This window comes from Bacillus basilensis, from assembly GCF_050630465.1.
GTDB classification, from domain to species: Bacteria; Bacillota; Bacilli; order Bacillales; family Bacillaceae_G; genus Bacillus_A; species Bacillus_A basilensis.
The window spans coordinates 60,381-80,649 of sequence record NZ_JBNTQO010000009.1 but is presented as its reverse complement, the minus strand read 5'-3'; the positions used below and the strand labels follow the sequence as shown (position 1 = coordinate 80,649).

17 protein-coding genes and 2 pseudogenes are annotated in these 20,269 nt (G+C 35.0%); 4 read left to right on the top strand and 15 right to left on the bottom strand.

The window, feature by feature from the left end; genetic code table 11:
* Positions 1-42 precede the first annotated feature (42 nt).
* A complete protein-coding gene (gene trhO / locus ACQVV1_RS17945; protein WP_063224270.1) occupies positions 43-1,002 on the bottom strand; it encodes an oxygen-dependent tRNA uridine(34) hydroxylase TrhO in 960 nt (319 codons plus the stop codon).
* Between the two features lie 494 nt (positions 1,003-1,496).
* On the opposite strand from trhO, the gene ACQVV1_RS17940 reads away from it, so the two are divergent.
* Entirely contained in the window at positions 1,497-2,792 is a 1,296-nt protein-coding gene (locus ACQVV1_RS17940; protein ID WP_242251453.1) for an Nramp family divalent metal transporter, read from the top strand.
* A gap of 58 nt (positions 2,793-2,850) precedes the next feature.
* Here the strand turns inward: ACQVV1_RS17940 and ACQVV1_RS17935 are convergent, their stop codons facing one another.
* The 3 genes from ACQVV1_RS17935 to ACQVV1_RS17925 all read right to left on the bottom strand — a co-directional run bounded on the left by ACQVV1_RS17935 (position 2,851) and on the right by ACQVV1_RS17925 (position 5,549).
* Entirely contained in the window at positions 2,851-3,711 is an 861-nt protein-coding gene (locus tag ACQVV1_RS17935; RefSeq protein WP_242251452.1) for a M23 family metallopeptidase, read from the bottom strand.
* Positions 3,712-3,793: 82 nt separating this feature from the next.
* Positions 3,794-4,861 carry a HAMP domain-containing sensor histidine kinase gene (locus ACQVV1_RS17930; protein ID WP_242251451.1) on the bottom strand — a complete coding sequence of 356 codons (1,068 nt, stop codon included), beginning with the start codon at positions 4,859-4,861 and terminating at the stop codon, positions 3,794-3,796.
* Positions 4,851-5,549 carry a response regulator transcription factor gene (locus tag ACQVV1_RS17925; RefSeq protein ID WP_242251450.1) on the bottom strand — a complete coding sequence of 233 codons (699 nt, stop codon included), beginning with the start codon at positions 5,547-5,549 and terminating at the stop codon, positions 4,851-4,853. Before ACQVV1_RS17925 ends, ACQVV1_RS17930 begins: the two co-directional genes overlap by 11 nt.
* 142 nt (positions 5,550-5,691) lie before the next feature.
* Here ACQVV1_RS17925 and ACQVV1_RS17920 point away from each other — a divergent pair, with 142 nt between their 5' ends.
* Positions 5,692-6,222 (top strand): GNAT family N-acetyltransferase, encoded by a 531-nt coding sequence (locus ACQVV1_RS17920; RefSeq protein WP_063224275.1) that lies wholly within the window; start codon positions 5,692-5,694, stop codon positions 6,220-6,222.
* A 117-nt stretch (positions 6,223-6,339) separates the two neighbouring features.
* On the opposite strand, the gene ACQVV1_RS17915 is transcribed toward ACQVV1_RS17920, so the two are convergent.
* The 6 genes and pseudogenes from ACQVV1_RS17915 to ACQVV1_RS17890 all read right to left on the bottom strand — a co-directional run bounded on the left by ACQVV1_RS17915 (position 6,340) and on the right by ACQVV1_RS17890 (position 13,242).
* Positions 6,340-7,473 carry a TIGR04053 family radical SAM/SPASM domain-containing protein gene (locus tag ACQVV1_RS17915; RefSeq protein ID WP_242251449.1) on the bottom strand — a complete coding sequence of 378 codons (1,134 nt, stop codon included), beginning with the start codon at positions 7,471-7,473 and terminating at the stop codon, positions 6,340-6,342.
* 290 nt (positions 7,474-7,763) lie between these two features.
* Positions 7,764-9,794, bottom strand: coding sequence for a class I SAM-dependent methyltransferase (locus ACQVV1_RS17910; protein WP_431169292.1), 2,031 nt, complete (start codon positions 9,792-9,794; stop codon positions 7,764-7,766).
* A gap of 344 nt (positions 9,795-10,138) precedes the next feature.
* On the bottom strand, positions 10,139-10,519 hold the full coding sequence (locus ACQVV1_RS17905) for a BA_1872 family lipoprotein (protein ID WP_000838924.1): 381 nt from the start codon (positions 10,517-10,519) through the stop codon (positions 10,139-10,141).
* Between the two features lie 68 nt (positions 10,520-10,587).
* Positions 10,588-10,805, bottom strand: a pseudogene (locus ACQVV1_RS17900) (DUF4176 domain-containing protein).
* A gap of 76 nt (positions 10,806-10,881) precedes the next feature.
* On the bottom strand, positions 10,882-11,091 hold the full coding sequence (locus ACQVV1_RS17895; RefSeq protein WP_431169291.1) for a hypothetical protein: 210 nt from the start codon (positions 11,089-11,091) through the stop codon (positions 10,882-10,884).
* 522 nt (positions 11,092-11,613) lie between these two features.
* A complete protein-coding gene (locus ACQVV1_RS17890; protein ID WP_431169290.1) occupies positions 11,614-13,242 on the bottom strand; it encodes a peptide ABC transporter substrate-binding protein in 1,629 nt (542 codons plus the stop codon).
* A gap of 422 nt (positions 13,243-13,664) precedes the next feature.
* Between ACQVV1_RS17890 and ACQVV1_RS17885 the strand changes: the two are divergent.
* Both ACQVV1_RS17885 and ACQVV1_RS17880 read left to right on the top strand, forming a co-directional pair.
* Positions 13,665-13,745: pseudogene (locus tag ACQVV1_RS17885) on the top strand (hypothetical protein); the annotation flags it as partial.
* Between the two features lie 64 nt (positions 13,746-13,809).
* On the top strand, positions 13,810-15,198 hold the full coding sequence (locus tag ACQVV1_RS17880) for an alpha/beta hydrolase (RefSeq protein ID WP_431169289.1): 1,389 nt from the start codon (positions 13,810-13,812) through the stop codon (positions 15,196-15,198).
* A 202-nt stretch (positions 15,199-15,400) separates the two neighbouring features.
* Here the strand turns inward: ACQVV1_RS17880 and ACQVV1_RS17875 are convergent, their stop codons facing one another.
* From ACQVV1_RS17875 to ACQVV1_RS17855, 5 genes are all read right to left on the bottom strand, one after another.
* Positions 15,401-16,726 carry a bifunctional S-methyl-5'-thioadenosine deaminase/S-adenosylhomocysteine deaminase gene (locus tag ACQVV1_RS17875; protein WP_242251444.1) on the bottom strand — a complete coding sequence of 442 codons (1,326 nt, stop codon included), beginning with the start codon at positions 16,724-16,726 and terminating at the stop codon, positions 15,401-15,403.
* Positions 16,727-16,779: 53 nt separating this feature from the next.
* A complete protein-coding gene (locus tag ACQVV1_RS17870; protein WP_431169288.1) occupies positions 16,780-17,139 on the bottom strand; it encodes a YunG family protein in 360 nt (119 codons plus the stop codon).
* A 27-nt stretch (positions 17,140-17,166) separates the two neighbouring features.
* Complete coding sequence (locus ACQVV1_RS17865; RefSeq protein WP_242251440.1) at positions 17,167-17,610, bottom strand: GNAT family N-acetyltransferase; 444 nt, start codon at positions 17,608-17,610, stop codon at positions 17,167-17,169.
* A gap of 236 nt (positions 17,611-17,846) precedes the next feature.
* Positions 17,847-19,361 (bottom strand): succinyl-CoA:acetate CoA-transferase ScpC, encoded by a 1,515-nt coding sequence (scpC, locus tag ACQVV1_RS17860; RefSeq protein ID WP_242251438.1) that lies wholly within the window; start codon positions 19,359-19,361, stop codon positions 17,847-17,849.
* A gap of 127 nt (positions 19,362-19,488) precedes the next feature.
* Entirely contained in the window at positions 19,489-20,133 is a 645-nt protein-coding gene (locus ACQVV1_RS17855; RefSeq protein ID WP_242251437.1) for a LytTR family DNA-binding domain-containing protein, read from the bottom strand.
* Between the last annotated feature and the right edge of the window lie 136 nt (positions 20,134-20,269).

The window sequence follows — 20,269 nt, the reverse complement described above, 5'->3', positions numbered from 1 at the left end:
ACTTTGGAGTAACTTCTTCTCGTTTTGCTATACTCATTCGACTTACTTTCCTGCTTCGATTTGTTCTAACGCAGCAGCTACTTGTTCTTCAGTTAATTCATGTTGTATTACGTAGCGGTTACGTGGGCTTACACGGCATTCATGAGAACATGCACGTAAATATTTCGCTTCGTTTTCTTCAGAACATAAAATTTTCTTGTTACATTCTGGATTTGAACAGTTTACATAGCGCTCACAAGGTTCACCTGTAAAGTGGTCTTTACCAACAATAACATGTTCTTTTTGGTTTACTGGTACAGCGATACGCTCATCGAACACGTAACATTGTCCATCCCAAAGCTCACCTTGTACTTCTGGGTCTTTTCCGTATGTTACAATTCCGCCATGAAGCTGACTTACATCTTCATAGCCTTCTCGAACTAACCAACCAGAAAACTTCTCACAACGAATTCCACCTGTACAGTACGTTAAAATCTTTTTACCTTCAAGTGTTTCTTTGTTTTCTCTAATCCAGTCTGGTAATTCACGGAATGATTCGATATCTGGTTTGATCGCACCTTTGAAGTGTCCTAAATCAAACTCATAATCATTTCGTGCATCAATGATAACTGTATCTTCTTGTTTCATTGCTTCATAAAAATCTTTTGGCTCTAAATACTTCCCAGTTATTTCGTGTGGGTTAATGTCATCTTCTAGACGAAGTGTAACTAACTCTGGACGAGGACGTACGTGCATTTTCTTGAATGCGTGCCCTTCTTCTTCATCTATTTTAAATACGATACCGTCAAAACGTGGATCGTTGTTCATTGCTTCCATGTATTTCTCTGTTTGCTCTACAGTACCAGAACAAGTTCCGTTAATTCCTTCTTTAGCTACAAGGATTCTTCCTTTTAATTCAAGTGAATTACAAAATGCTAAATGCTCTGCCGCAAATTCTTCAGGATTTTCAATTGTTGTGTACATGTAATATAGTAATACTCTGTATGGTTTTGTAGTTGCCAATGTATTTCTACCACCTATCTAATTTTTAAAATCATGTATAAGTTAACGTTCATATCAAAACATATATAATAAGAAAATGTATCCAAAGTTTTATGCATCCCATTTTCTTCTCTTTATACTATTTTCTATCAGTTAACAAAAATAAAAAACAAGATTACATACCAAAACACTGTGGTTATGTTGTAATCCCAATATATTATATATCATACAAATTCATTTCCATCAATTAATATGCTGTATTATAGGCTTTATGTTCACATAAATTTCAAAAATAGCCCTTTAATTTATTATCTTCCCCCTTACACATCAACCATAAACTTCCAAAAAGATTTCGTATCTTCACACCATCGATTGCACAAAGTCATATAATTTGCATTAAGGAAACATTTATGTTCAAATGAAAATACACATATTATATTTAAATGTATTGAAATAATAAGTAAGAATAAATACAATAATTTCATCAAGTTAACATTTTAAAGGGGAAAACTACTATGAATAAAGATATATCAAAAGATGAACAAGTCCCTTCTCAAAGTACAACTGTTCAATCAGCGCATTTAGCATTAAGCGGGCAAACGAAAGGCTTAAAAAGACTATTACCATTCTTAGGTCCTGCTTTCATCGCTTCAGTTGCTTATATTGATCCTGGCAATTTCGCCACAAATATTGCTGCTGGATCACAATATGGGTATTTATTACTCTGGGTAATACTCGCTTCTAATTTAATGGCTGTATTAATCCAAACTTTATCCGCTAAATTAGGAATTGCTACAGGTAGAAACCTTCCTGAAATTGCTCGAGAAAACTTCCCGAAACCTGTTTCCATCGGTTTATGGATTCAAGGGGAGCTCGTTATTATGGCGACTGATTTAGCTGAATTTATTGGAGCGGCACTCGGATTGTACTTATTATTCGGGATTCCAATGTTACCAGCCGCTTTAATTACAGCCGCTGGATCATTTATTATTCTTGAATTTCAACGCAGAAGTTTCCGTCCATTAGAAGCTATTATAACAGGAATGATTTTTATCGTTGTTATCGCTTTTGGTGTACAAGTTTTCTATGCAAAACCGGAATTAAGTCCTTTACTTTCAGGACTATTCATTCCAAAATTCCAAGGCGTGGATAGTATCTTATTAGCAGCTGGTATTTTAGGCGCGACAGTTATGCCACATGCAATATATTTACATTCCGCCTTAACGCAGCGCCGCGTAGTCGGAACAAATGATGAACAAAAGAAAAAGATTTTCCGCTTTGAGTTTATTGATATTATTATCGCAATGGTTATCGCTGGAGCAATTAATGCAAGTATGTTAATTGTTGCTGCCGCACTATTCTTTAAAAACGGCTTACATGTTGAAGATCTTGATGTTGCTTTTAATCAATTTAGCAACTTAGTTGGACCTGCATCCGCTGCTTTATTTGGAATCGGACTTTTATCAGCTGGTTTATCTAGCTCTTCAGTCGGTACAATGTCTGGTGACATTATCATGCAAGGATTCATTCGAATGCATATTCCGTTATACTTACGCCGATTTATTACAATGATTCCACCATTAGTTATTATCGCTTTTGGTGTAAATCCAACTTACGCTCTAGTCATGAGCCAAGTCGTCCTATCATTCGGTATTGCTTTTGCATTAGTACCACTTATTATGTTTACAAGTAGTAAAAAAATTATGGGTGCACTCGTTAATCACCGCATAACTACCTTTATCGCTTGGATCATTGCTGCACTTGTTATCGTTTTAAATATTTTCTTACTGTATCAAACATTTGTGGGTTAATAAAAAGGGTATTCCAATTTCAATTTGGAATACCCTTTTTGTTTGAATTACTTTCCTTCTACTTACCACTCATGTATGTCCCTCTTTCTGGCATCATCGTACCTTTTTCAGTTTGAAAATACAGTGGCAATCCTTCCGCAAAAAACATACTTACCTTTGATGGATCCTGCCTTTGATGATGAATATGTAAATGTGGTTCACTTGAACTTCCTGAGTTACCAACTTGAGCAAGAACCTCTCCTTCATTTACATGTTGTCCTTCCTTCACTTTAATTGATCCTTCCTTTAAATGGGCAAGAATCAAAAATGTCCCTGTTTCATCTACTCGTAAATATATGTGATTCCCCGCCATCGACTGAAAATTATCCGATCCAGGAACTAAATCGTGGTCATTATTATTAATAGATACAACCGTCCCAGAAGCTGGTGCCATTACTTTCGCTCCGAATATTCCATAATCCTCTAACTTATTACTTTTTACTTCAGCAGGTGGAATGAGAATATCATATGCCCATCGTTCATTCGGCTTTATAACGTGATAGTTCGTTTCTAACCGATCACCACCCCAGCCTACTAGTGCTCGTTCATTTAAAGGAAAACGAACGACTATTTTAGGGTTCATAGACTGTACATCAGCTGGGTAAGCAAGTCCGCCTATGTTAGCGAACCATCCTAAGGGCCAAGCTCCAATTATAGAAAAAAGCACAATGAAGAGTAGCGTTCTATCTATTCGCTTTCTGAAAATACCTTTCCACACAAATAGTAATACTGATGCTATTAAAATAAAAATTGATACTAGGCTAAATGCTTGTATACTCCACCAAAAAACGATTGATATAACACCATCAGCTAAATAAATTACACTCCAACTTATAATTAAAAAAGCAACTACAATTACTAATACATATTTCTTCCACATGTTGTATCCCTACTCTCATATCTTTGTTCTACATGATACGAAGTGAAAATTACGGCATATAAAAGAAATACTTACGACTTTCTTACATTTCTTTATACTGTGGTAAAACGATAGTGAAAACTGTCTCTTTATCGTTACTACGTACAGTGATATCTCCTTTATGAAGTTCTGCTATACTTCTCGCAATTGCAAGTCCCATTCCTTTTCCACCAGTATGAGAACTACGTGATTTTTCACCCCGATAAAACTTCTCAAAAACGTAAGGAAGGTTCTCATTCGGAATACATTGTCCAAAGTTTTTAATTTCTATTTCAACATTCATATCTCTTTTAGAAACTTGAATAAGAATCTCCTTTCCGTCTTTCCCGTACATAATACTATTACTAATTACATTTTCGAATAACCTCACCATAAGCGCTACATCCATTTCCACATGTAACTCCTTATCACCCTTAATACAAAAGCTCATATCAGCATCATCTAGTTGTGGCACAAAATCAATCATAATTTGTTCAATAAAAGCTTTCATATTTGCTACACTTTTATGTAATTCAATCTCTCTATAATTTATTTGACAATATTCTAATAAATCATCTACTTGATTTTTTAATTCATAACTCTTTCGCTTTAATATACTTACATACTGTTCACATTCTTCTCTATTTGAATGAAGCTGATTTCCTAACAGGTCCACGTAACCGATTAGAGATGTTACAGGAGTTCGTAAATCATGAGAAATATTACTAATCATTTCATTTTTCATTTCCTGTGATTTTTTTTCATTCTCGATAGCCTCTTTTAAACTTTTCACCATTCTATTAACATTCGTCGCTAATTCACCAATCTCGTCATGTTTTGAAATAGGTATATGTATTTCAAAATTACCATTACTTATTTCCTTCACATTCCTATTAATTTCAGATAATCTTTTCATCATTGTTTTTGTCATACATGCAAAATATGTCGTAGTAAAAATCAAAAAAACTATAAAATATAAAAATGAATACTTTTCCTCTAACGCAGTAACATGACTATATATATTTCCAATTAACATTTGAAACGCTATTATGCTTACAGTTGCTAACAAGATGCTACATATGAATGCAATAAAAAATTTAGCTCTAATGCCTTGTAATGATTTAATCTTCAATTTTATATCCGACTCCCCAAACATTTTGAATAAACTTCGGTTCTTTTGGATTCTCTTCAATTTTATTTCTCAATCTTGCGATATGAACCATTACTGTATTATTACTTTCATAGGCTCTTTCTTTCCAAACACTCTCATATATTTCTTCAATAGTAAACACACGATTCTTTGCAGCTGCCATTAAGTATAAAATATCATATTCAGTTTTCGTAAGATTGATTGTTTCTCCATATAACATTACTGTTCTAGACACTTCATCTATTTCTAACCCTCTAATGTTTATTTTCTTTTCTATTTCTTGGACAGCATTTTGATTGAAATATGTATACCTTCTTAATTGAGCTTTCACCCTCGCTATAAATTCAATTGTACTGAATGGCTTCACAATATAATCATCTGCTCCAGTACTAAATCCTATTACCTTATCCACGTCCGATGATTTTGCACTTAAAAACATAATTGGTAAACTATGTTTCTCTCTAATCCTTCTACACAATTCTATTCCATCCATTTGTGGCATCATAATATCCAAAATAGCAAGTTGAATTCTGTTATTATTTATTATTTCTAAAGCCTCTTCTCCGTTATAAGCACTAAAAACTTTAAAACCTTCTTGCATTAAATTCACATGAACAAATCGAACAATATCTTTATTATCATCTACAATTAAAATTGAGTATGTCTCCATATGTAAACCTCTTTTTGTAATTTATTCCACAATCAATTTTATCATATATCAAAACCATACTTCCCTCTTGAATAATCTTTATTTTCAGACTAAATTATATAATAACAACACATTCTAGTTTCAGAAGAAATGGAGTGAAAGTATGTTTCCTATATTGAAAACCGACCGACTCATTTTACGAGAACTTACCGAAGAAGATGCACCGAGTATACTACAATGCTTTTCTAATACTGATGTACTGCGCTACTATGGCCAAAAACCATTACAGGATGTTGATCAAGTGAAACAAGTCATTCATAACTTTAAGTTGAGTTACCATGCAAGGAGCGGTATAAAGTGGGGAATCGAATTAAAAGATAAGAAAGAACTCATTGGAACAATCGGATTTCATGATTGGTCTTCCGAGCATAAACGAGCTAATTTAAGTTATGCCTTTTTCCCTGAATACTGGGGAAAAGGATATGCGACTGAAGCTGTTTCTGAGGTTATATCATACGGTTTCCATACCATTCATTTAAAGCGTATCGGGGCCATTGTATTTCTTGAAAATGAGGCTTCCAATAAAGTTCTATTAAAATTAGGTTTTGAAAAAGAAGGAGTTCTAAAAAATTATATGTATCAAGATGATATCCCCTATGACACGAATTATTATTCTTTATTAAAATCGGTTTAATAGAATTCATGTGTAAAAAACTTGTTTCAGAACAACAGATATAGGTAGTAAATTTTTAATGAAGGATGCGAAGTACTATACATTATAAGACATTAAAAAAGGGATATGGGCAAGCTCTTACTCATGTCCCTTTTTTACGTTCTTTTTCTGTTTTCGCAATGCTTTTGGAATGTATACACAGAAAGGTTCGCTTTCCATGTAATCCCCCGTCATTGCATATGCTCTAGAACGAGATCCCCCACAAACATATCGAAACTCACAAACACCACACTTCCCCTTATACTTGTCAGGATTACGAATATTTTGAAAAACAGGGGAGTTTCGATAGATTTCAGCTAGCGATGTTGTTCTGATATTCCCGGTTTTAATCGGCAATAACCCACTTGGATATACATCTCCAATATGAGAAATAAATACAAAACCGTTTCCATCATTCACCCCTTTTGGAGCACGCCCAAGCCCATCAACTCGCCCAGTCGTCCCATTCATCAATACATCCTGATATTGAATGACCTGATTTTCCTTTTTATGTTCTTTCATTTTTTCTTGAATCACAACACGTCTATAGTGCTGACCAGCTGTTGTTTTAATATCAAAAGAAACCTTTTTACTAAGCTGATATAGCCAATGGAATACCCTTTCATGTTGGGCTGGTGAAATCATATCTTTTTCCTTACCTCGCCCTGTTGGAACTAAGAAAAATATACTCCAAAGTACACATTCTAATTCTTCTATTAACATTGCCATCTCTTCAAGTACATCCACATTATAATTAGAAACAACAGTATTAATTTGAATAGGAATTTTTAATTCATGCAAATAACGAATCGCATTCATCGTTAATTGAAATGAGCCTTCTGTCCCTCTAAAATGATCGTGTATTTCAGCTGTTGGTCCATCTAAACTAAATGCCCATCTAGCAAGTCCTACTTCTTTTGCTTTTTGAATCGTTTCTTTCGTAACGTTCGGAGTAGCGCTTGGCGTCATAGATACTCGAACACCTTTTTTCACTGCATATTCCGCAATATCATATACATCTGGACGCATTAATGGATCTCCACCAGTAAATACAAGCATTGGATTTTCCATTTCATATATATCATCGATTAGTTTTTTTCCTTCTCCGAATGTTAGCTCTAGAGGATGACGATGATACTGTGCTTCTGCACGACAATGCAGACATTTTAATTGACATGCTCTTGTCAACTCCCATATTACAATAAATGGATTTTTATTAAAATCACGATTCATCAAGATTAACCCCCCCATCAATTGATATTCTAATTGTAAAGTTATATATGTATTTATGGTGTGAGATGCATCACATATCATACTCTTCCTGCCCTGTTGTTGATCTAATGTCTCTACCTTCCTCTTCAACAATTACAGAATCTCTTTTTTTCAATATAAATACCCCTTTAGACTAAATTATCTAAAGGGGATAAAACTATACAACTTTTTATAAACATCGCGGCTTTCTTCAACACATCAAATTTAAATTAAGTTTTTTAAAATTGTATTTTTAAAGATTTTCAACAGCATTACCTCTTTTCTAAAACCATAAAGAACGTACTATCTGGCAGCGCAACTGCATTCCCAGACTCATCTGTAAAATCGATTTTCTCGCTAAAATGATTTGTATATCCATCCTGCAAATAGTTCATAGCTTGAACAATGTTTACTTTATCTCCAAAAATCCCCTTTACGAAATCCTTATAGTCGTTTGGTGTAAAGATTCCAAACTGCTCCTGCACTTCATGAACGAAGGAGTCCTCGCCCCAAGTATACGTATATAAAAACTCCATTGCATCATTAACAGGCATTTTGACTGTATTGTCTGCAAGTACCTCATAATGGATTATACGCCCCTTAAATTCTTGGACATACTGCTCTAAGAACTTCATTCCGCCTGCATCTTTAAAATGAATCACCCGCATTAACCTTTTATCTTCGGTCATGATGCCATCACGAATGATAATACGACCTCCTGGCTTTAACACCTCATAGGCACTCTGCAACCCTTTTTTAATTACTTCATGATTGAATTTCTTACCTTCATACTCGATATAAGAGAACAGCTCATGAAGGATAGAAGAATATACAATCGTATCAACCGATTCTTTTTCAAACGAGCTGCTTAAGTTGATTGCATCCCCTTTAATGACGTCCCAAGAACGCCCCTCGTTCTGCTTCTTCTTTTTCAACGTATCAATCACGTTTTCGGAAATATCGATACCGTAGATTCGTTTATCCTCGTTCTCTTCTTCGATCATGTCTAACATGACACCACCACCGGCTCCGACATCTACAATCGTATCTCCCTTTATATAATCAAGAATAATTCGTTTATCATCAGCTGAGCTATTCATATGCTCCAGATACACTTCTTCGTTATGGAATCTATCATATGCATCCTTACGTAATCCGAAGAAATCAAACAGCAATACATTTGCCCGAGCATGCATCATATCTATCTTTTCTGCCTCTACACAGAAGGTAATTAAAGCCTCACCTACAGCAGAAAACTGAAACGACACATACGCAGTCTTCATATCTTCATCGACTTTAACCTCAAAAGAAACATGTGTTGTATTCGGCTTCTCGTTCTCACGGTACTCCCGTAGATACTTCTCAATAACCCGCTTACGATACACATTGTCCTTTTTCTCGCCTTTGAAATCATAGTGCAACTGCTGCATCAATTTCTCGAAATGTATATGCTGAACCTTTCTAGTGCCTATCTCGTTCTTTAACATAACAAAAACTGTCCAAATATCCTCAAAGCTAAGAGCATGCATAGACGGTTCTACATACCACAAATCCTTATCGGATAAGAATGTTTGAACGTCACCCTTCTCGCTCCCCATAACTATATCTTTTTCAAATGCTGACTCCTTATGTTTTGGCGTGAGTCTATGTATGCGAGAAGTAAACGGCTCCACATAACCATCAAATAGACCATCAATTGTAATCTTCACATCGTTCTTTACTTCAATCCACAAGGATTTTGATACGCCCTCAATAATACATTGGTTAAGATAGTATAGAATCTCTTTTAACCTAACGTCCCCGTACTCTTCTTTATACGTGTTAATCAAATCAACATGAGAGCCCAAACGAGCCTCCCCGCGTATATACTGCCCGATTAATCCATGTATTCTAATTAAATCTCGAACAAACAAATACTCAGTAGAGTTTAAATTTGTCTCTATACGTTCGTTAAACTGAATATCACTAAAGATATCAGCAGAACCCTCGTTATGTACCAATAGATTAATCCCGCTTTTCTTCCATTGCTCCCGCTGTTTTAAAGATCCTACCTTTGCAAGCTCACTATACGTTAGTACCCTTTCAATAATACGATACGCTTCTTCATCTAAAGGCAACCCATCTAACACTTGCAGCGTACGGTGTACATAGTACAACACCGCATCTGTTTTTAATGCACCAAGTACTTGTACATTCTCATAGTTTTGATGTATCTCCTCTGCCTCGATTAGATGCTTTAACCACGTAGGGAGAGCATCAGAAATCCCTTTAATGTATGTATTTAGAACTTCAATGTTTTTCAACTTATTTACCCCCATATATAATCAATATCTGTAGTTAGTTCTGAGACACCTTCTCCAAAAAGAGCGTCACCTTATGTCCCTCCCCCTAAATGCTACTACTTGCTTTTTACCATCTACACCTCTTTCAAATACAAATGCATCAAACCCAGTCTTTTTATTATGTAAAAGAGAGTTATCAATTTCGTTACTAACATGCCAAGGTTGTAACACATTCTTTTGTTTATCTCTTATTTTATCTTCATTAGGAATTTCGGAGGATCACTTCTTAAATTGATAAACGTATGTTGTAACAGAATCCACTGAAAATTGAAACGGCAAGCGGGTGCACTCCACTTGCCGTTTTTTCATAGCTTAGTATGTACTTGAATTTCTTTTGCTTTCTCTTTTTCACCCTTCACGCGTACAATTAAATCATATGATCCGGATTTTGGCGCTTCAAAAGAAAGCAAGCCTTCTTTTTGAGAAGTAACTTCTTCTTCATAAATAACCTTATCATCTTTTGTAACTTGCAATAAAATCGTACCTTCTTCAACGGCTGCTTCATAAGGGATTTCCACATTTCCTTTTTCAGCTTTAAGCGTTTGTACATCGTAATACCCTTGCAGGGAACCAATTTTCAAAGTCGTTTCGCCATTTTTTTGAACCTTTGTAACTTGTGTTGCTGTATTGCACGCGCTTAACAATACAACAAGAGTGAGGATCATAAATAAACGTAGTGATTTCATAGAAATTCTCCTTTTTTATGTATATGAATTAAGATTCATTCTTTAACTATTTCAAAAATACCAACATCTTAAAAGAATCGCTGCTTTTCTTCAATTTCTTTTTTAAATAATTTTTGAAACTCTAATTCTGTTTCATTAATAAAACCAAGATGTAACACACTAGAAATATCTTCATAATTCAAAAAGAAATTGCACTCTGAAGAAATATTACCACAAGGGAAATAACAACATACATAATCCCGTGTTTTTTTGTTTCAGAATCCATCCGTCTTCTTCCTTAAACCATTAATGGATGTTCTCAATCTTTAAACATTACAACAGATCCTATTGGAAGTAATTCTAACTCTAAATTTTGTCCCATCTTATTTCCCACCTCTTAAAATAGCTTTTTTTACAATAAAATAAGTTATAGAGAATAGTAAAAAAGCTCCAATTGTACCGAAAGTTGCAATTGAAATTTTCCCTGCTAATGATTCATTTGGATCTAATGCATTAGGTAAAACTGTCCCAAAAATTGCAATGCAAGCTAATATAATCATAAAATATTTTAAATTTTTCACTTTCTTATTCATACTAATTTTCCCCTTTATTCCTTAACATTAACTTCTAAACCAAATCACCGATATCCCCAAATTAATATCCCTCCAAGTATTATACATACCAATTAATTCATATAGAAAAAGCCCGGTTCCAATCGAACACTTAAGCTCCTATCATTTTTTATAATACTCAAATAATTACAAACAAACTTCTCTATCAATTCATCTTAATACTCCAAATTACCTTTTAAGTATACCAAGGACAAAATATATAATCTAATATTTTTTTTATATAATTAAAAACAAACATGGTTACAGCAAGAGAATGCTTGTATGCTGATTTGTACTACATTCCCTTATTCCATGTATGCTATATTTCTATTCTTCTTCCGATATTAAAACCCTATAAAGAATAGCAACCATATTCAAGTAACTTCTTATGAATACGTACCTACAATTTTGCATTTATCTTCTTTATATGCCGGGAACACTACCAAAGGATTTCCCTGCCCCTCTGTAAAAAACCTTACTTTTAAAAAGTAAGGTTTTTTGTATTTATTCATTAGCGATATAAGCATTCTTATAAGTATAAACACCACCAAATTGATGCTTTTCAATTCCCTTTACGTAATCCTTTTGTACATATGCTGAACCAATATGATACAGCGGTGCTACAGCTGCATCTTCTAATAATATCTGCTCAGCTTCTAGCAATGCTCCCCATCGCTTCTCTGGTTCTAGTACAAAATCAGTTTTCGCTTTCTTTATTAATTCATCGAAACGAGAATTAGAGTAATTCATTTTATTATTCTGATTACCCGTCGTAAATAGCTCTAAATAACTAATTGGGTCTTTATAGTCAGGTCCCCAATTTGCCATAGTTATATCGTAATCACCTGTTTGTTCTAACTGTAATTTTTGCTTAAATGGCTGTTGTTTAATTTGTATCGTTAATCCATGCAAATTCTTTTCTAAATCACCTTTTATATATTCTGCCATACGTTTTGCATTATCTTGTTCAAATGTTAAAAACTCGAAGTTTACTTGCTCTACTCCAAGCTCTTTTTTCGCTTCTTCCCAAATCTTTTTCGCATTTTGTAAATCGTATGAAGAAAGATCTCCGTTTTCTTTTCTAAAATCTTTACCAGTCTCTTCATTTACATGACCAACTGGTACAAGTCCGCTTGCAGATTTTGCCCCGTTATTAATAAAGTGAGCAACAAAGTCCTCTTTATTTAACGCTAATGAAATAGATTGACGTACCTTTTTATTTGCTAATGCATTATTTTTTTCATTAAAACGTAGCATAGCAATTCCAGGATCACTCGACATATGTAATTCCTTATTCCCTTTATACTTGTCTACAAATTGAGAATTAATAGGCACCCGGTCCAAATTACCAGCTTCGTATAAATTAACAGCCGTCATTGTATCCTTTACAATTTGAAAATTTATTTCATCTAATTTCACTTTCTTTTGATCCCAATATGTAGCATTCTTCTTTAGTTGAAACTCTTGTTCATGCTTCCATTTTTCTAATACAAATGGGCCATTATATATGAGATTACTAGATTCCAATGCATAATTCTTTCCTTGTTCTTTCAGAAATGATTCATGCTGTGGTAAGTATATAGGTAGTGCTAACAACTGTAAAAAATAAGGAATTGGCTGTTCTAGTTCAACCTCTAACTTATAATCATTTATAACCGTAACCCCAAGTTCATCATGAGGCATCGTTCCCTTATTGATCTCTTTCGCATTTTTCACATAAAAGAGCATGGACGCATATTGAGACGCTGTTTCAGGGGTAATTGCACGTTTCCATGCAAACATAAAATCATTTGCTGTTACATTGTCACCATTTGACCATTTTGCATCTTTACGCAAATCAAATGTATATTTTTTACCATCTTCACTTCTTTTAAACGATTTTGCTACCGCTGGAATAGGCTGATCTTGATCATCTAATACATACAACCCTTCAAATATGTTTTGCATAACGTGCGCTGACGTACCATCCATCGTTTTCGCAGTATCAAGAGAAGGAATTTCTTCTGATACTGTTACATTTAATACTTGTTTTTTTGCCTCTGCATCACTTTTATTTTCCTTATTATTACAAGCTGTTAATAATAAAGATGTAACAAGTGCCATTACCATTAAATGGCTCTTTTTTAGCTTCATGAATTGTTCTCCTTAAATATAAAATATTATAAAGCGTAATATATTATAGCAGAAATACTAACAGAAAGATGCGACATTCTTTTGAATATTTATTCGTTCAAGAAAAAAGCTACCTTTCTAAAAAGGATAGCTAAAGATTGAATGTATAATCTGCGCTGTAAGCTCAAGTATTTATAACAAATCTCCTATTGTATACCTCCCTTTTTGCTTTAACTTTTCTTCTGTTTCATATAAATCCCCCCATAATTAACTTAATAGGCGTATAGGGTACAGTTTGGTTGGGATATCTTCGTATCTCCATTCAGCAATGCCGTTTTGTTTTTTGGAATCCAGGTCAAGTTATACACTTAAGGATTTTGTAAGAATCAAGTAAGAAAAACGAGAACTTTGTTTCGTATAGTCAAAATATAATGCGAAGGAAGAAAGAGAGATTAGGAGTTGCTAGAGCGATTACGACAAAACCAGAACTGTTGGTTTTAGATGAACATATCAATGGTTTAGACGTTTTTACAACAGAACCTTAATTATCATACCTGTTTTTTACCATCACATATTGGAGGTTAAAACATGAATAAAAAAAAGAAAATACAAAAATCAGTACTTTCCTTTACCCTACTCTTTTCTTTAGGTATTTCATCTTTTCCGCTTACAACAACAGCTATTCACGCAGATACACGTGAGAAACAACCTGTAGAAAAGAAACGAGTCTCTTTAACAGAGCGTACATCATTATTTCTTGAATATCTCCAGCAAGGTAAGTATGCAGAGGCACTTCAGTTAACGTCTGCTGCTTTTCAATCCAAGTTTACAGCAAACACATTACAAAACTGGTGGATACAAAGTGGCTGGAGCGGGATAAAAAGCATGGAACCCCCCTTGATAAAAGAACGAAACCTGGTCCATCAGACGGTGGAAATTTCAGGAACTATTGAAGGAACTACCATACCATTACTCTTTAAATTCACACCTGGCGGGAAAGTAGATGAAGTTGGGGTAAGGACGCCTCCTGAATCTTATATTATCCCGCATCCTAGATATGATCAACCTGCTTCCTATCAAGAACGTGAAATCGTCATTGGAAATTCTACCTATCCGTTACCAGCCTCATTAACAGTTCCAAAACATAAGCCTGGTGAAAAGGTACCCGTAGTTGTTCTTGTTCATGGTGCTGGCATCCATGATCGCGATAGTACATATCTGGGAACAAAAATCTTACGAGACCTTGCGGTGGGCCTTTCATCCAACGGAATTGCAGTGTTGCGCTATGAAAAACGCACCTTAGCACACACATTAAAGATGAGTGCAGAACCTGTTACGTTAGACCGTGATACTACAGATGATGCCATACATGCAGCAAAATCAGCAGCGCAGCAGGAAGGCATTGATCCAAATAACATTTTCATTCTTGGACATAGTCTAGGAGCTGGCGCAATGCCGCGTATACTAAGCAGATCACCTTCCTCACTTGTTAGAGGAAGTATCTTACTCGCACCACCTGCACGCCCATTGACTGACATTGCCATTGATCAGAATCAATACCTAGGGGCACCAAAGGAAGTAATCGATGAACTAAAAAGACAGGTCGCTTTTATCCAAGATCCTACTTTCAATCCTGACCATCCTCCATCTGGCTACAATTTTGGGTCGCCTCATTTTATGTATGATGTTTCTAGGTGGCGTCCAGTTGAAGAGGCAAGATCACGAAAAGAGCCTTTACTGATTCTGCAAGGAGCACGCGATTATCAAGTAACAGTAAAAAATGAATATACAAAATGGCAGGAAGGGCTTTCAAACCGCAGGAATGTTCAGTTCAATGAATACCCAAAATTGAATCATTTCTTCACGGAGGGTGATGGGGAATTAAGTCTTCCTAGTGAATATGAAATCCCTGCTAATGTTCCTGAGTACGTCATCCAGGACATTATTAAATGGGTCAACGAGACAAAAAATAAGTAGCATCAAAATACTTCATATAATCATTATTACGTAAAGGATTTTTTGAAACTAGTGATTTTATCTAAATCATTCTCTTCTGTTTTATTAATCAACACTGATAAAAAATCTATCCTTTCCCTCTTTTTATCAATGTCGACACATAAAAAAAGTTCACACACAAAAACAGGATGTGGAGAAGACTTTCTCCACATCCTAAAAATACCTATCTTTGCAAACCTCGTTTATATCGACTTGCTTCAAATATAATACGCTCTTCATCTAACGTTTTACATTCGCCATTCCAAACGACACGTTTTCCGTTAATAATTACATCGCTTATATCTTTTCCACTTGCAGCATATACAAGGTGTGATAACACTTCATCCGCTGGTTGTAAATGCGGCTTATTAGATGGGTCAATCGTAATAAAATCAGCACACTTTCCAACCTCAAGTGATCCTGTTTGTTTCATACCGATTACTTCAGCAGCTCCTTTAGTCGCAAGTGAAAGGGCTGTTTCAACCGGTAACGCTGTTGCGTCTTGGTGAATACCTTTTTGTAATAATGTTGCTATGCGCATTTCTTCAAACATATCTAAATTGTTGTTAGATGCCACACTATCTGTTGCAATTCCTACTTTCATTCCTGCTTCTAGCATCGCTTTTACATTCGCTATACCAGATCCTAGTTTTAAATTACTATTCGGATTATGAGCTACTCGAACATCATTTTCTGCTAAAAATGCACGCTCATCTTCATTTAATACTACACCGTGTGCAATAACTGTTGGTCGTTTAAACAACCCGCAACTTGCCGCATACTCTACTGGACGTTTTCCATATTGTGCTTCAATATCACGTACTTCACGCTCTGTTTCCGAAAGGTGAATATGAACCATCGTTTGATTTTCTACTGCAATACGTGCACACTCTTCTAACAGTTCTGTACTGCATGTATATGGACTATGTGGTGCAACCATCGTAGTTAACATACCACTTTCGTTATAGTAACGCTTCACATATTTCTCAGCTTCTTCAATTGCTTTCTTTTCATCTTCTTTCGTTCCAAAGCTAAATAAAGTTCTTGAAACAGCAGCTCGCATTCCGCTCTTTGATACCGTTTCCATAATTGCATCTTGATCTACTCCAATTGGATTAAACATATCAGAGAATGCTGTTGTACCACTTTTCACCATTTCAAGTAATCCTAATTCCGTACTAGCGACCGCAAGCTCTGGAGTAAATTGACTTTCAAGTGGCCAAATTCTCGTCTCAAGCCACGGCTGTAATAACATATCGTCGCCAATACCTCTTAAGAGACTCATTACAACGTGTGTATGTGTATTTACAAGCCCTGGTAAAACCCACTTTCCTTTCATGTCAATTACTTCATCTACTTCAAAATTATTAGCAAATTCCCCGCTATTTACATCTATAATTTGATCATTTTCTACAATGATATATCCATTTTCTATCACTTCATTTTGTTCATTCATCGTTACGATTGTAGCGTTTACATAAGTTGTTTTCAAAAGTATTTCCCCTTTCAACTCTATGAAGTTCCCTTTAATAAGTTACCACCATTATAGTAACTTATTAAAGATTAAGAGTCAAAAGATAATTTGAATTCTTTCGTTATCTTTTTCTTCAAAATGCTATATTGTTTTTCATTTGTATCTGCAAATGCTTCTTCTCGCTTTGATTCTACATCCGTATAATTCAGTTTTTCATTAAATCGAGCCTCTGTAAAATCAAAGCGCTGACCATCTATACAGTTATAAAAGTGCCACGCCTCTCTTACTTTTGTCTTTTTAATCTCTCCTCCGTATATGTCTTGAACGACTAGAGCTGTAACACCACATTGTCCCTTTGCTGGATTTTCAATTGGCCACTTTGAGCTTGTTTCAATCGACCACGATCTTATTAGTGCTTCACATATTTGCTTTCTCTTTACATTATCCATTCTCATCTTCTCCTGCTATTAATAGTTTTACACATCATATTTCAAAAGAGGCAGTAAACGACCCTTAAAAACAGTGGATGGTGTCTCTCCTATTAACTCTGCTCCCATTTTCAAGTAATATCCTTTTGCATTTGGATCACTATCAATCGTAAAACTTTTTAACCCTAGTTCATTTGCTTTTTCTATTACAAACTCCCAAAGTTTTTTCCCGTAGCCCTTCCCTTTGTAACGAGGATGAATGTATAGGAAATCGAGAGCTTTATCATTGCGTAAAAATGAGAAAAAACCAATCTTCGTATTATCATTTTCTAAAACATATACAAAATTATTATTTATATACTCTTCTGTAATTGTTAAATCTTCCTTACAAGCAAGTATGAATTCTTCGCTATAATTCCACGTTGCTTTTGAATGTAGTGCGAGTTCACTTAATTCATTTGCTTCACTAAATAACGCTTCTCTTATCTTCATGATTCTTTCTCCCCACCTTCGATATGTAAACTACTAAATTGATTCGGAAAGCACTTCAAAAAACCTTTTATTTTTATAAATTAGAGATTACTTTTATAAATCTTTATTATAATCAGTACGGTTTGTAACAATTTTTTTAAAGAAAAAGAACGCCATCTCTGAAAATTGGCGTTCTCTTTTTCTAAATTTCATCTTCAAACTCAGTCTTTCGTTTTTCTATTTCTTACGATACACACCTATACAGTTTCTACTACTGCTTCGAGCATCGTTCCATTTTTAGCATAATTCGTATGCCAAGAAAAAGCTTTCTCTAAAATATGAGGAGTTTGTCCGCCTCTTGTTTTTGCTTCCTTGTAATAAGCTCGTAGCTGATCACGATACATTGGATGTGCACAATTCTCAATAATGAGTTCCACTCTTTCACTTGGCGCAAGTCCTCTTAAGTCAGCAAACCCTTGTTCAGTGACAATAACATCTACATCATGTTCCGTATGATCTACATGAGAAACGAAAGGAACGATACTTGAAATGTTACCACCTTTCGCAATCGATTTAGTAACAAAGATAGCTAGACGGGCATTTCTTGCAAAGTCACCAGAACCACCGATACCGTTCATCATTTTTATACCTAAAACATGAGTAGAGTTTACATTTCCATATATATCTAATTCTAAAGCAGTATTAATCGAGATTAATCCAAGGCGACGAATGATTTCAGGGTGATTTGAAATCTCTTGTGGGCGCATCATTAATTTGTGACGATATTTTTCAAAGTTAGAAAATACTTTTTGCATTTTCTCCTCAGAAAGTGTGATTGAACAGCATGAAGCAAAATTGACTTTTCCAGCATCCATAAGATCAAATACCGCATCCTGTAAAACCTCAGAATACACTTCTAAATCTTCAAACTCGGAATCTAACATTCCATGAAGAACTGCATTAGCCACTGAACCAATTCCCGATTGTAACGGTGCTAAACGATTTGTTAATCGGCCCACTTTTACTTCTTCTCGAAGGAACTCTATTAAATGCTGTGCCATAATAACAGTTTCTTCGTCCGGAGGAACAATTGTTGATGGCGAGTCTAGTTGGTTCGTAAACACAATCCCCTTCACCTTTTCAGCATCGATAGGAATACCAATCGTTCCAATTCGATCATTCGTTTTCACAATTGGAATTGGAAGCCTTTCTCCTTGTTTACCTGGTTCATATAAATCATGTAGTCCTTCTAGCTGCGCGGATTGTGCCATATTCATTTCAATAATGATAGACTTAGCATTTAAAGAAAACGCTAAAGAATTTCCTATTGAAGTCGTTGGAATAATCATGCCGTCCTCAGTAATCGCAACCGCTTCCAAAATAGCAAAATCTACATCCATAACGTCAGCGCGAAGTAACTCTGCTGTATGAGACAAGTGCTGATCCACAAATAAAAAGTCTCCATTATTAATCCCTTTTCGCATAGTCGCATCTGCTTGGAAAGGCAATCTTTTCCCTAAAATTCCTGCTTCCGCAAATAATTTATCTACATCAGAACCTAAAGAGGCACCAGTATACACATTTACTTTAAAAGATTTATCATTCTTAACTCGGTTTACAAGCGCAAATGGGACTGCTTTCACATCACCTGCACGTGTAAACCCACTTAAGCCTAAAGTCATTCCACTTTCAATCCATGAAGCTGCTTCTTCAGGTGTAACTACGTGATCTTTCAGACGTTGATCCCTAATTCTATCCAAATTATTCTCCATATGTAATCCCTCTCCCTGTGAATATTCATAATTATTTTACACTTTAACAGTATCCAAATAGGGATTTCAGTATACAATGCCGAAAATTCAGATAAAACAGCGAATCTAGGTTCTAAAGCAGAATAATTTAGAATCCTAGAAGCTTACGAAAATAACTGGCGTATGATTGACTAACTGGTACCCTCTCTCCGTTATCCATCGAAAGTACAAAAGTAGAATGCGTATCAGGATATATCGCTTTAATATGATTTACATTTACAATAAAGGAACGGTGGCATCTAATAAATGAATCTTTCGGAAGCAAGTATTCGAATTCTTGTAGCGAGTATTTATGTGTTCCTGTTAACTCTTCTGTATTCACATACGTCTTTTTATCTTTCGCCTCTAAATACATGACCTTTGAAAATGGAACCGGAATCCAGCCATCTGTTGTTTTTAAAGTAACGACTGACTTTCCATCCGATAAAGCTGGATAAATAGCCGTCACGCACCCTTCAAGCTTTCCATTGTTTGAAAATGGTACGGCCATCCCATGATAAGGAATACCAAAAACATCCCGATTAATAAACTCAGAAGTTTTTTGGTTCGTCACCATTGCTTTATGAGCAATCGTTCCTTCCTTAATAGGATCCCCGGTGCTTATCTTTAAATCAATTCGTTTACTTGGCCGATAGTATATATATTCTTTCGTATTTGATACAGCAATTGAAATTTCATCTGAAAATAATTCCCCAACAACATCTAGTAGTAAACCTAATGTTTTATCTTCCATTCTATTAACACCTCATTCACTATTATACTACTATTATGAATAGACAGCTGTTGCCGTGTATAAAAAATGTGATTAGAAGTTCATCTTATAATATCGCAACTACAACTTTCAAAGCTATATCACATTTTAAAAATAG

Coding starts and splice junctions, on each gene's coding strand:
- ACQVV1_RS17940 (WP_242251453.1), top strand. CDS start 1,497: ATGAATAAAGATATATCAAAAGATGAACAAGTCCCTTCTCAAAGTACA.
- ACQVV1_RS17935 (WP_242251452.1), bottom strand. CDS start 3,711: ATGTGGAAGAAATATGTATTAGTAATTGTAGTTGCTTTTTTAATTATA.
- ACQVV1_RS17925 (WP_242251450.1), bottom strand. CDS start 5,549: ATGGAGACATACTCAATTTTAATTGTAGATGATAATAAAGATATTGTT.
- ACQVV1_RS17920 (WP_063224275.1), top strand. CDS start 5,692: ATGTTTCCTATATTGAAAACCGACCGACTCATTTTACGAGAACTTACC.
- ACQVV1_RS17915 (WP_242251449.1), bottom strand. CDS start 7,473: ATGAATCGTGATTTTAATAAAAATCCATTTATTGTAATATGGGAGTTG.
- ACQVV1_RS17905 (WP_000838924.1), bottom strand. CDS start 10,519: ATGAAATCACTACGTTTATTTATGATCCTCACTCTTGTTGTATTGTTA.
- ACQVV1_RS17895 (WP_431169291.1), bottom strand. CDS start 11,091: ATGAATAAGAAAGTGAAAAATTTAAAATATTTTATGATTATATTAGCT.
- ACQVV1_RS17890 (WP_431169290.1), bottom strand. CDS start 13,242: ATGAAGCTAAAAAAGAGCCATTTAATGGTAATGGCACTTGTTACATCT.
- ACQVV1_RS17880 (WP_431169289.1), top strand. CDS start 13,810: ATGAATAAAAAAAAGAAAATACAAAAATCAGTACTTTCCTTTACCCTA.
- ACQVV1_RS17870 (WP_431169288.1), bottom strand. CDS start 17,139: ATGGATAATGTAAAGAGAAAGCAAATATGTGAAGCACTAATAAGATCG.
- ACQVV1_RS17865 (WP_242251440.1), bottom strand. CDS start 17,610: ATGAAGATAAGAGAAGCGTTATTTAGTGAAGCAAATGAATTAAGTGAA.
- scpC (WP_242251438.1), bottom strand. CDS start 19,361: ATGGAGAATAATTTGGATAGAATTAGGGATCAACGTCTGAAAGATCAC.
- ACQVV1_RS17855 (WP_242251437.1), bottom strand. CDS start 20,133: ATGGAAGATAAAACATTAGGTTTACTACTAGATGTTGTTGGGGAATTA.